This window comes from Pseudomonas fluorescens (assembly GCF_040448305.1).
Classification (GTDB): Bacteria; Pseudomonadota; Gammaproteobacteria; order Pseudomonadales; family Pseudomonadaceae; genus Aquipseudomonas; species Aquipseudomonas fluorescens_BH.
The window spans coordinates 4,902,825-4,914,168 of sequence record NZ_CP148752.1 but is presented as its reverse complement, the minus strand read 5'-3'; the positions used below and the strand labels follow the sequence as shown (position 1 = coordinate 4,914,168).

Genomic DNA, 11,344 nt, shown 5'->3' with positions numbered 1-11,344 from the left:
GGATTGGTGGGGGGGCATAAATCGCTGGCACAAAAAAAGCACCCCGCAGGGTGGCTGCACCCATGCTCATGCATGATCCAGCGCTGCAGACAGGTTCGGCGATCGAGTACTGATGCCCATGAAGCGCCGCACGCGTTCTCCTTCGGCATCGCATCGTATGGTTTGCGGTGCGGCATCCAGTTGGATATTACCGTTCTCCATGAACACGACCCGGTCGGATATCGACATGGCAAAGTCCATTTCGTGGGTCACGATCAGCATGGTCATGCCTTCCTTGGCCAGGTCGCGGATCACGTTCAGCACGTCGTTGACCAGTTCCGGGTCGAGGGCCGAGGTCGGCTCGTCGAACAGCATGATCTGCGGCTCCATCGCCAAGGCTCGAGCGATCGCCACGCGCTGTTGCTGCCCGCCGGAGAGCTGGTGCGGGTACTTGTGGGCATGGGCCAGCAGGCCGACCTTGTCCAGTAGCGCATAGGCTCGATGTTCACTCAGCTCGCCCGGCTGGCCGTGGTAACGCGGTGCCAGCGTGACGTTGTCGAGAATGGTGCGATGCGGGAACAGGTTGAAGTTCTGGAACACCATGCCGATGTGCCGCACGCCTTTGCGTAGGCGAGAGCTGTTGGGTTTGTCCGACGCTTCGATGAATTTTTCACCGAACAACAGAATGTCGCCGGTATCGATGGTTTCCAGGCCGTTGACGGTGCGAATCAGCGACGTCTTGCCGGAGCCGGATGGCCCGATGATCGAGACCACCTGGCCATATTCGACATTCAGGTCGATACCCATCAGCACCTGGTGGGTGCCATAGCTTTTCTGGATGTTCTTCAGTTGCAGGATCGGCGTCGCGTTGTTGCCGGCGGCTTTGCGCGCAGTGTCGGGCAAGGCTTCGGCGCTGGCCTTGAACCTGGCGATGGTGGCTGCGTCGAGTGTGTGCGGCTTGCGGAAGTTCAGGTCCAGGTAGCGCTCCAGGCGCTGCAGGAAATAACCGAACACGGTGACGATCAACACGTAATAGACGCCTACGGCCGCCAGGGTTTCCATGACCAGGAAGTTGGTGGCATAGAGGCGTTGGCCGACCGTGAGGATTTCGGTCAGGGAGATGACCGAGACCAGCGAGGTCAGCTTGACCACCGTGATGTATTCATTGATCAGCGTGGGCAGCGAAATACGGAAAGCCTGGGGGATCACGATCAGGCGTTGCATGCCGAACAGGCCGACACCCAGCGCGCGCCCGGCTTCCTTCTGGCCCTTGGCTACGGAGATCAGGCCGCCACGATGGATTTCCGCCATGTACGCAGCTTCCGTGACCACCAGGGCCAGCAACCCTGCGTAGAAGGGGTTGGACAGAATCGGTCCGCTACCGGGAAACAATTGCGGCAGGTTGTAGACGAAGACCACCAGCACCAGCAACGGGATGCTGCGGAAGAACCAGATGTAGACCGCTGCGGGAATGCGCAACAAGGGCGTTTGGGACAACTTGGCCGTGGCCAGGACAAAACCCAGCAGCATGCCGATGAACCAGGCCAGGGCACTGAGCTGGACTACCGTGACGCAGGCCTTCCAGAAGTCCGGGAGGGAGAACAGGGATAGGAAATACGACCAATCGAATTGCATGGGGCACCTCGATCTGCCGCCCCGGTGCAGGGGAGGCAGATGACCAGACTACAAGGACAGGTTCTTAGTTGGCAGTCGGTTCTTCCAGGCCATATTTCTGGAGAATTGCGGCGTATTCACCGCTCTTTTTGCTCTCCTCGAAGGCCTTTTGCACGGCCTGGTAGGTTTCGTCATTACCCTTCTTGACGAAGATGCCCAGGGTTTGTTGATAAATCGGATGCTCGGTGGTGATCACTACCCGGCCATTGGTCTTTTCCGCGATCATTTTTGCCGCGCCAGCGATTTCAACCTGGGCCTGAATGTTCTTGGACAACAGGGCCTGGGTCACTTCGGGTGCCGAGGGGTATTCGCTGACGGTGATCGCGCCTTTGTTGTTCGGCACACAGTATTCATCGGACAGCTTGCGGAATTCCTTGACCCAGGTAGTGCCCTGTTCCAGGCCCAGTTTCAGGCCGCACAGGTCTTCAGGCTTTTTCGCGTTGATCTCGCTGCCCTTGGGCACCATGACCGCGGCACCGGTGTTGGCATAGGCGATGGTCTGGGCCTGGGTCTGGCGCTCCGGCGTGATGTACATGCCGGAAATGACCGCGTCGTACTTGCCGGAGTTCAAGCCGAGGATCAGGCTCGGGAACTTGGTGTCGACGAACTCCACCTTGGCGTTCATGTGTTTGGCCAGTGACGTTGCCAGTTCGGGGTCCGAACCCACTACGTTTTTGTCCTTGTCATAGGACTCGAAGGGCGGGTAGGTGATCTCCATGCCGACCTTGAACGTATCTGCCGCGGCCATGCTCACCGAGGCACCGAACATGCCGGCTGCCAATACAGCCAGGCTCAAAAGGTTTTTCTTGTTGTTTTTCATGATGTGCTGACTCCGGCGTAGGTAGGGGTTTAGCTGAAAACTTCAATCAGGACGGTTGAGCCTGATTTTTCAAATGTCCGAAACTGGCGGGCTTGCGTGCCTTGCCTGGCAGTTGAACGTCCCCGTTGGTCACCCTCTGGCGCAGATACTGATAGGTCTGCAGCGCCTGGCCATACATGTGTTCGCCGATCGTGATTTCTTCGTAGTCGTTGCCAGCCTGGGTGAACCCGGGCAGCGGTCTGATCTGGGTGTGATAGTCGCAGGCGTAAAACAGCGGAAACGAATAACGCTCTTCCTTCACGCTGCGCACCCGGTGCGCGGTGGCAACGAAAGCGCCTGCCGTCATCACTTCCAGCATGTCGCCGATGTTGACCACAAAGGCATCGGCAATCGGTGGTGCATCGATCCATTGGCCAAGATTGTTCATTACCTCAAGGCCCGGTTTGTCGGCCAGAAGGATGGTGAAGCACTCGTAATCAGTATGGGCTCCTAGACCCGGTGCGTCATGGGCGGCGCCGTCGAAGGGGTAGTGGATCAGGCGCAGCTTGGACGGCGGACGGGTGACCAGGCTGTCGAAATAGTTCTCTTCCAGACCCAGGGTCAGGGCGAAGCCACCGAACAAGCGCCGGCCCAAGGCGAAGATGGCTTCATAGTAGGCCTGCACCGACGCCTTGAAACCTTGCAGCTGCGGCCAGTCGTTGGGCCCCAGCAACGGGGTGTTGGCCAGCACCAACGGGTCATCGGCCGGGACTTCGAAGCCGACGTCGAAGGCTTCCTTGTGGTCCGGCTTGCCCTTGGAATAGACCTCTTCGCCTTCGGGCACAAAGCCCTTGTGGGTTTGCGAGGTGCCGATGTAATGGCGCATCTTGGCGTCCAGGGGCTGGTCGAAAAAGTCCTTGGCAGCCTGGCGCAGGTTGGCGATCAGTTGCGGGTCGATACCGTGATCGGTGATATAGAGGAACCCGACCTCGCTGGCGGCGCGCCCCAATTGTTCGGCCACGGCCAGACGGTGTTCCAGTTCAAAACTGAACAGACCGGCGATGTTGACCACCGGGATGCTATTGAAGTTGGCTTTGTGTGTGTCAGTGCTTGCGCTGTTGTTTTTGTTGTCAGGCATGACGCATCGGCTCCCTAAGGATGGCTTGAGTGGCTGAAACGGTCGAAGTGTTCGCGCTCGGTCTGGCCCATCCACACATTCAATGACCACAGGTCGGCGACCGGGACATTGGTGAAGGGCAAATGATGCAGGTAGCCGTCGGCGCCGAATTCCGGGGTCAGGGTGCTGACCTGGTAACCGCGGGCTTGCTGCGAGCGCCAGATGCTTTCCCAGTGCTGCTGGTGGAAGGCCAGTTCCCTTGCATATTCGGGAGCCGCTGGGTGCGGAACCTGAGGCCCCTGGTCATAACCGACCCGGGCCTGGATATGGTGAACCCGCTCGATGAAAGCGCTCAGGTCATCGGCCGGGTCATTCAACAGGCGCTCGCAAGTCACGACCCAATGGCTGATGTCACTGGTGAACAACAGATCGGGCAATTGCCGGATCAACTCCAGGGTCACCCAGGGGTTGAACAGCGAACGCGAGCGGTGGGTTTCGAAACTGCAGACCTGGCCGTGCTTGCGCGCCAGATCCAGCGCCTGGCCGAAAAACTCCACTTGTTGTGGCAAGGACCAGCGATCATTGCCCGCCAGCACGTTGACGAAGCGCGGGCCGAGTTCAGCGGCCCAGGCGAGTTTCCGGTCGAGGTCATCGAGGTGGACGGCAGGCGTTGCCGACTGGTCCGGCAGCACGTCGTACGCGGTGAAGACCGTGCTGATATAGCCCAGGCGATTGGCCTGCAGAAAAGCGCCAAACTCGCTCCGTTCACGGGTGTCCAGTGGCAGGCGTGCCTCCATGCCATCAAAGCCCGCTTGCAGCAACTCCTCGAGCGCTTGAGCCTTGCTGGCGGTATAGCCCCACAGCGTGCGGAAAATTTCCAGCTTCATCGGTGATCCTCAAAAATCCCAAGGCCTACTGCAAATGCACTTCGACGGCGCCAGGCTGCCAAGAGGCTGGTTCGCTGTGGAGTCGATGTTAGGCACAGGCAGCGCACTGAAAGAATCTGAAAGTTCAAATGAATACTTCAGGCTTTCATTAACAAATAGCTAGCTACTTATAGCGCTGGTCAGGTGGGGTTTTATCGGCGAGAACGTGTCTACATTGGCTATTAGCGAGAGACGCCATTATTACGGCATCATTTTGAAGAGTCCCAAGCGACACCGGGCCGCTGAGTGTTCGCTTTTGGTCGATTGCTGCCTGTCGAGAAGGGCAGCGATCTGTAACTGACATTGCAGCCCCCCCGTTTTACATGCTGCTCAACGCTTGTGTGTTGCACGTCGCATTCGGCTGCTGCCCTCAATTATATCGAGCAAGGGCCGATCCTCGAAGACAACGCCAAGAGCATCGGCGTCGTCAGCGGCGGCCAGGCGATTCGCTGGCTCGACGTACGGGTCGAAGGCATGGCAGCCCACGCCGGCACCACGCCTATGCCGCTGCGCAAGGATGCCTTGTACGGCGTGGCGCAGATGATCCAGGCCATCGAAGGCCTGGCGGCGGACTTCGCCCCCGACCTGCGTCATCACCGTGATGAAACCATCGAGGCGATGGAGCAACAGGCCGTGGACGCCCTGGGCTACGCTCAGCAATCGATGGTCAGCGGCGCCGGACATGACGCGATCCACCTGGCGCGGTACTGCCCGACGGCCATGGTGTTCATCCCGTGCGTGGGTGGCTTGAGCCACAACGATGCCGAAGATGTGTTGCCCGAGGATGTGCGGCAGGGCACCGATGTGCTGCTCAACGCGGTGTTGGCCCGCGCCGAAAGCACTGAATAAACGCGATCCCTGTGGGAGCGAGCTTGCTCGCGATAGCGGTGGGTCAGTCACCATCAATTTTGAATGTGCTGGCCTCATCGCGAGCAGGCTCGCTCCCACAATGACTGAGTTGAGTCGCAGATTTGTGGGCGACGCTGAACCTGTGGGAGCGAGCCTGCTCGCGAAGAACGATGACATGGTCCACCTGACGGAACACAAGCGCCGTAAGGCACTTGCCATAGCCCTGACGTTAACGTAAAGATTGCGCCAGGGCGCCGACGTATGAAGGCGCAGGGTGGATGACCCGGAGCGCTTGATGACGCCAATAAAAACAAACTCCCCCAAACTGCATCGCGAAGCCCGGCTGGCCCGGGAAAAGCTGCACCTGGAAGGCGAAGTGCCGGACGGCGTCCTGCGTGCGGAAATCGATGCCTCGTGGCGGCGCAGCCTGAGCCATGGCGTGCATTTCAATGCCAAGCATGAGCTGGCGCTGGAATCGAGTGCCAGCCTCGACGTGCTGCTGGCCAGCAACCGCTTGCTGATCGACGCCGCGCTGCCGGCCATCGATTACCTGGCCGAGCGTCAGGGCAAGGAAGGGCTGATCATCCTCGCCAACTCCAACGCCACCATCCTCGCCGTCGAAGGCCGCGCCGACCGCCTCAAGGGCAGTGGCCTGCAGGACATCACCCTCGGTGCCTGCTGGAGCGAAGCGGTTCGCGGCACCAACGCCCTCGGCACGGCACTGGTGGAAGCCCGGCCGACCCTGATCGATTGCGGTGAACATTATCTGGATCGCCTCAGTGATTTTTCCTGCACTTCGGTGCCGATCCATTGCCCCCAGGGCGACATTCTTGGCGTCCTCGACCTGACCCGCGAAGGCCCCCTCGGCCGCGCACACGACAGCACTACGCTGCTGGCCATGGCGGTCAGCCAGATCGAAAGCCGGGTGTTCAACGCCAGTTATCCGGACGAAATCGTCCTGGCCTTCCACAGCCGCAGGCAATACCTGGAATCCCCGTGGCAAGGCCTGCTGGCCGTGAGCCTCGGCGGGCAGATCTTGGCGGTCAGCGCCCAGGCCTGCCAGTTGCTCCACGCCGAGCGCTCGGCCCTGGTCGGTCGGCGCTGCGAAGAGTTTCTCGGCGTCGACGGCCTGCAGTTGTTGGCGCGCCTGCATCAAGGTGGGGCCGGCAGCCTGCAAACCGCCAAGGGTGAATTCTTCTACAAAACCCTGCGCGCGCCGCAACGCTCGATCAACGTCAGCAATCCGCCGCGCACTGCGGCGAAAACGCCCAAGCCGCAACCGGATCTGGAGGCGCTGGCCGGCAGCAATACGCGCTACGCCCGTGCCTTGCGCATGGCCCGTCAAGGCCTGGCCAACGAGTTGCCGGTCTTGTTGCTGGGCGAAACCGGCACCGGTAAAGAGGTCATCGCCCGCGCCCTGCACATGGCCGGAGCGCGCTGCGAAAAACCCTTCGTGGCGGTGAACTGCGCGGCCATTCCCGAAGGCCTGATCGAGTCCGAACTGTTCGGCTACCGCGAAGGCGCGTTCACCGGTTCACGCCGGGGCGGCATGGTCGGGCGCTTGCAGCAGGCCCACGGCGGCACCTTGTTCCTCGATGAAATCGGCGACATGCCATTGGCCTTGCAGGCCCGGCTGTTGCGGGTGTTGCAGGATCGCAAGGTCGCGCCCCTGGGCGCTGGCGAAGAGCAGGACATCGATGTCGCGCTGATCTGCGCCACCCACCGCGACCTCAAGCGTCTGGTGGAAGAAAAACACTTTCGCGAAGACCTGTTCTACCGGGTCAACGGCATCAGCGTGATGCTCCCGGCCCTACGCGAACGCGAGGATTTCGGCGCGCTGGTCAGTCGCATGCTGACGACACTGGGCGCACCCTCCGTGGTCCTGCATGATGATCTGAATCGCTTGCTCAGCGGCTATCACTGGCCGGGCAACATCCGCCAACTGGAGATGGTCCTGCGCACCGCGCTGGCCATGCGCGAACCGGGTGAAAACGTGCTGACCCTCGACCACTTGCCCGACAGCATGCTCGACGAGTTGACCGCCAGCGAACGGCCCCAGGCCGGCAGCATCCGGGAAAACGAACTGGAGCTGATCCGTCAGTCCCTGGACACGCACCAAGGCAATGTCTCGGCCGCCGCCGACGCCCTGGGCATCAGCCGCGCGACGCTGTATCGCAAGCTCAAACAGTTGCGCTCGTGATGCAGCGCTTGATCGTTCGGCTGATCGACAGCCAGAACCCCGAGGCGCTGCAAGCGTCACTGCGCTGGCTGTACAGCTTCGTGCGACCCCATCGCCTGGCGATTGCCGGGCTATTGGGCCTGTCGGTCTGCGCCTCGGCGCTGGTGCTGGTGCAGCCGTGGCTGACCAAACTGCTGATCGACGATGGCCTGTTGGCGCGCAACTTCCCGATGCTGGTGTTGATTGCTGGGCTGATGATCGTTGCCGGCTTGTTGGGCACAGCGCTTTCGGGCATCAACCGCTACCTGCACACGCGACTGTCCGGGCGCATGCTGTTTGCCCTGCGCGATGACCTGTACCGGCATTTGCAAACCCTCTCGCCGGGCTTTTACGGCCAGCGGCGCATCGGCGACCTGATGTCGCGCCTCGATGGCGACGTCGCGGAAATCCAGCGGTTTGCCGTGGACTCGCTGTTTTCGGCCGTGTCCAGCGTGATCGGCCTGGTGGTGGCCGTGGCAATGCTGCTGACCTTGTCCTGGAAACTTTCGCTGCTGGCTCTGGTGCTGATTCCCCTCGATGTCCTCTGGCTGCGCTGGATGCGGCGCAAGGTCGAGCGCGATGTGCGGCAGTTGCGCGAGCGTTCGGCGGACATGTCGTCGTTCATGGTCGAGACGCTGCCGGTGATGAAATTCATCCAGTCCGCCGGCCAGCAACAGCGCGAAGCGCGGCGCCTCGAGACGCTGGGGCAGGGCTACATGAGCCAGTTGCTGCGCCTGCAGGTCACCGAATTTTTCACCCAGGCCGTGCCCGGTACCCTGACCTCGCTGTCCCGGGCCTGCGCATTTCTGATCGGCGGTTACTGGGTGGTGCAGGGCACCTGGCAACTCGGCGCGCTGATTGCGTTTTCCACTTACCTGGGCATGGCCGTGGGGCCGGTGCAGAGCTTGCTCGGGCTCTACGTCGCGATCCAGCGGATGACCGTCAGCCTCGGCCGGGTCATGGAATTGCGCGGCGAACAACCGACCGTGCTGACGCCCGTCACGCCACGGGCGATGCCCACTGGTGGCGATCTCTGGTTCGACAACGTGCACTTCGCCCATCCCGGCCGCCAATCGACCCTGCGCGGCATCGAAGCGCGGATTCCCTACGGTATGAAAGTGGCCCTCAGCGGCGGCTCCGGCGTAGGTAAATCCACCCTGATCGACCTGCTGCAACGTCATCACGATCCGCAATCGGGCCGGGTACTGCTGGGCGACGTCGATCTGCGCGAACTGGACCTGTTCCAGTTGCGTCGGCGCATTGCCATCGTCAGCCAGGACATCGTGCTGTTTCGCGGCAGCCTCGCCGACAACCTGGCCTATGCGGTGCCGGACGCCAGCCGCGAAGCGATTGCCGACGTGGCGCGGCTGGCGCAACTCGACAGCCTGATCGAGTCCTTGCCCGAGGGCCTCGACAGTCCGTTGGGCGAGCGCGGTCAGCAGTTGTCCGGCGGGCAGAAGCAACGCATCGCGATTGCCCGGGCGCTGTTGCAGGACCCTTTGATTCTGGTACTCGATGAAGCCACGTCCGCGGTGGATGAAGTCACCGAGCGCGAAGTCATCGACGCTATCGACCGCTTGTTTGCCGGACGTACGCGCATCCTGATCAGCCATCGCCCCTCAACCCTGGCCGATGCCGATCTGCGCTTCGAGTTGCTCGACGGCGTGCTGACCTCGAAAACGGTGCTGCATGAAACCTGAGTTGCGCATTGGTGTAGTGGACAGCGGTCACTCGGCGGCACAACGGGTGCAAGTGATCGCCGGTCGGCGTTTTTCATTGCTTGAAGACGGCCTGGCCGAGGGCGACTTGCGCGAAGACCCGCTGGGGCATGGCAGTGCGGTGATCGAGGCGATCGGCCGGCGTGCCCCCTCGGCGCTGTTTTGCGTGGCGCAGGTGTTCGACCAGCGGGGTGTCACCAGCGCCTTGCAGATCGCCACGGCGATTGACTGGCTGCTGACGCAGGACGTGCGACTGATCAATTTGAGCCTTGGCCTGCGCCAGGATCGCAGCCTGCTGCGCGCGGCCTGCGCGGCGGCGGTGGCAAGGGGCGTGCTGCTGTGTGCATCGAGCCCGGCCCAGGGGGAAGGGGTGTTTCCGGCGAACTATCCGCAGGTGCTGCGGGTGACCGGCGATGCGCGGTGCGCCGAGCAGGAATGGTCGTGGCTCAACAGCGCCCAGGCGGATTTCGCCGCCTGTGTGCATGGCACCTACCCGGGGCAATCGGGGGCGAGCCTCGGTTGTGCCGCCTTGAGCGGGCACATCGCCGGATTCCTCGCCGAACAGCCTGACGCCAGCAATGCGCAAGTCATCGAGTGGTTGCGCGACCATGCCCGTTACCGTGGCCCTGAACGGCGCTTCGGGCCATGACCGAGATCGTCATTCTTGGCGCCGGACCGGCCGGTGCCGCCGTCGCGCTGGGACTGCGACGGCTGGGCCATGGCGTCACGCTGATCAGCGAATGGCGCCGGTTTGCGGCGTTTGAAGGCGTGTCCGTGCGCGTTCTGGAAGCCTTGCGCGGCGCGGGCCTGCATCAGGCGTTGGCGCAGGCGACGCTGCCTTCTCAACGCCAGGTGAGCTGGAATGGCCAGCACCATGCGCAGAACATCGAGTACTTGCTCGACCGTCCGCTGTTTGACCGAGGCCTGCGTGAGGATTTGCGCCTGGCGGGGGTCGAGCTGATCGAAGGCCGGGTGCTCACGGTTCAGTCATCGGCCAATGGTCATCGAATCGAAATCGACGGGCGCGAACCGCTGTTCGCGCCATTTCTCGTGGAAGCCCGAGGACGTCAGGCCCCCGCTATCGGCAAGGGCTTGCGTGGGCCAGAGACGGTCAGCTTGCTCAATCGCTGGCAGGGTTCTCCGGGCAGCACCGCCAGCGCCGTGGAAAGCCTCGAGGATGGCTGGGCATGGATGGCGCGGCGCGCCGACGGTCAGTGTTACTGGCAATGGACGGTGGACGTGGCCAGCGCCGGATTGCCGGGCAAGGCGATGTTGCTCGAATACTGCAGGCAGCGGCGCCAGGGTTCGAAGCTGGCCACGGCATTTTTTGCTGGCGAAACGGAAGCGGATCTAAAGCTGCACGCCCGCAGCAGCACAGCGATTCTGAGCCCGCAGATGTGTGGCGAAAACTGGATTCGGGTCGGCGATGCGGCAATGGCGGTCGACCCGTTGTCGGGCAACGGGATCTTTCAGTCCTTGTCTTCGGCGTTGCAGGCGCCGGCAGTGATCAACACGCTGCTGTGCAAACCCGAGCGGGCGGCTCTGGCCCAGCGTTTCCACCAGCAGCGGGTGGAGCAGTTGTTTTTGCGATTTGCGCGGATCGGCCGGGATTTTTATGCCGATGAGCAGCGTTGGCTGGATCAGCCGTTCTGGCAGGCACGACGGAACTGGCCGGACGCCGAGGTGGCCCATGCCGAGGCGGATTTCAATGCGCTGAGAGTTGAGCGGGCGCCGGTGTTGCGTGATGGGCTGGTCGATGAAGCCGAAGTGGTGATCACGGCGGATCAGCCGTTGGGGATCTGGCATGTGCATGGGGTTGAGGTGGCGGCGTTGGTGCAGAGGTTAAAGCAGGGAGAGCCGGCGGATCAGGTGTTGGCCGGGTTGACGGTGGAGCAGGGAAGGATGGTCAGGAGTTGGTTGTTGGCTCAGGGGTTCAAACCTTGAGATTTTAGCTGTCTGAGATGGCCCCTTCGCGAGCAAGCCCGCTCCCACAAGGGGATTTATGATCGACACAAAACCAATGTGGGAGCGAGCCTGCTCGCGATGGCGCCCGAGAGGGCGCCG

Annotated in this window: 8 protein-coding genes and 1 pseudogene; 5 read left to right on the top strand and 4 right to left on the bottom strand. The window is 62.0% G+C overall.

The features are described from left to right. Window positions 1-66 precede the first annotated feature (66 nt). From WHX55_RS22190 to WHX55_RS22175, 4 genes are all read right to left on the bottom strand, one after another. Window positions 67-1,614 (bottom strand): amino acid ABC transporter permease/ATP-binding protein, encoded by a 1,548-nt coding sequence (locus tag WHX55_RS22190; RefSeq protein WP_353741331.1) that lies wholly within the window; start codon window positions 1,612-1,614, stop codon window positions 67-69. 64 nt (window positions 1,615-1,678) lie between these two features. Then, window positions 1,679-2,473 carry an ABC transporter substrate-binding protein gene (locus tag WHX55_RS22185; protein ID WP_150725699.1) on the bottom strand — a complete coding sequence of 265 codons (795 nt, stop codon included), beginning with the start codon at window positions 2,471-2,473 and terminating at the stop codon, window positions 1,679-1,681. Window positions 2,474-2,519: 46 nt separating this feature from the next. Then, a complete protein-coding gene (locus tag WHX55_RS22180; RefSeq protein WP_150725700.1) occupies window positions 2,520-3,590 on the bottom strand; it encodes a 2-oxoglutarate and iron-dependent oxygenase domain-containing protein in 1,071 nt (356 codons plus the stop codon). 14 nt (window positions 3,591-3,604) lie between these two features. Next, the gene (locus WHX55_RS22175; RefSeq protein WP_150753229.1) at window positions 3,605-4,456 is read right to left on the bottom strand and encodes a TIM barrel protein; all 852 of its coding nucleotides are present in this window, start codon (window positions 4,454-4,456) and stop codon (window positions 3,605-3,607) included. Between the two features lie 414 nt (window positions 4,457-4,870). Here WHX55_RS22175 and WHX55_RS22170 point away from each other — a divergent pair. The 5 genes and pseudogenes from WHX55_RS22170 to WHX55_RS22150 all read left to right on the top strand — a co-directional run. Next, a pseudogene (locus WHX55_RS22170) lies at window positions 4,871-5,344 on the top strand (M20/M25/M40 family metallo-hydrolase); the annotation flags it as partial. A gap of 295 nt (window positions 5,345-5,639) precedes the next feature. After that, entirely contained in the window at window positions 5,640-7,544 is a 1,905-nt protein-coding gene (locus tag WHX55_RS22165; RefSeq protein WP_353741330.1) for a sigma-54-dependent Fis family transcriptional regulator, read from the top strand. After that, window positions 7,544-9,262 (top strand): ABC transporter ATP-binding protein, encoded by a 1,719-nt coding sequence (locus tag WHX55_RS22160; RefSeq protein ID WP_353741329.1) that lies wholly within the window; start codon window positions 7,544-7,546, stop codon window positions 9,260-9,262. Before WHX55_RS22165 ends, WHX55_RS22160 begins: the two co-directional genes overlap by 1 nt. Next, complete coding sequence (locus WHX55_RS22155) at window positions 9,252-9,929, top strand: S8 family serine peptidase (RefSeq protein ID WP_353741328.1); 678 nt, start codon at window positions 9,252-9,254, stop codon at window positions 9,927-9,929. The genes WHX55_RS22160 and WHX55_RS22155 overlap by 11 nt, the downstream gene beginning before the upstream one ends. Next, on the top strand, window positions 9,926-11,224 hold the full coding sequence (locus tag WHX55_RS22150; protein ID WP_353741327.1) for a tryptophan 7-halogenase: 1,299 nt from the start codon (window positions 9,926-9,928) through the stop codon (window positions 11,222-11,224). Before WHX55_RS22155 ends, WHX55_RS22150 begins: the two co-directional genes overlap by 4 nt. The last annotated feature ends 120 nt before the right edge of the window (window positions 11,225-11,344 follow it).

Bases quoted from the DNA above. Each gene is read 5' to 3' on its own strand.
- WHX55_RS22185 (WP_150725699.1), bottom strand. From the start codon at position 2,473: ATGAAAAACAACAAGAAAAACCTTTTGAGCCTGGCTGTATTGGCAGCC.
- WHX55_RS22190 (WP_353741331.1), bottom strand. From the start codon at position 1,614: ATGCAATTCGATTGGTCGTATTTCCTATCCCTGTTCTCCCTCCCGGAC.
- WHX55_RS22150 (WP_353741327.1), top strand. From the start codon at position 9,926: ATGACCGAGATCGTCATTCTTGGCGCCGGACCGGCCGGTGCCGCCGTC.
- WHX55_RS22160 (WP_353741329.1), top strand. From the start codon at position 7,544: ATGCAGCGCTTGATCGTTCGGCTGATCGACAGCCAGAACCCCGAGGCG.
- WHX55_RS22165 (WP_353741330.1), top strand. From the start codon at position 5,640: ATGACGCCAATAAAAACAAACTCCCCCAAACTGCATCGCGAAGCCCGG.
- WHX55_RS22180 (WP_150725700.1), bottom strand. From the start codon at position 3,590: ATGCCTGACAACAAAAACAACAGCGCAAGCACTGACACACACAAAGCC.
- WHX55_RS22175 (WP_150753229.1), bottom strand. From the start codon at position 4,456: ATGAAGCTGGAAATTTTCCGCACGCTGTGGGGCTATACCGCCAGCAAG.
- WHX55_RS22155 (WP_353741328.1), top strand. From the start codon at position 9,252: ATGAAACCTGAGTTGCGCATTGGTGTAGTGGACAGCGGTCACTCGGCG.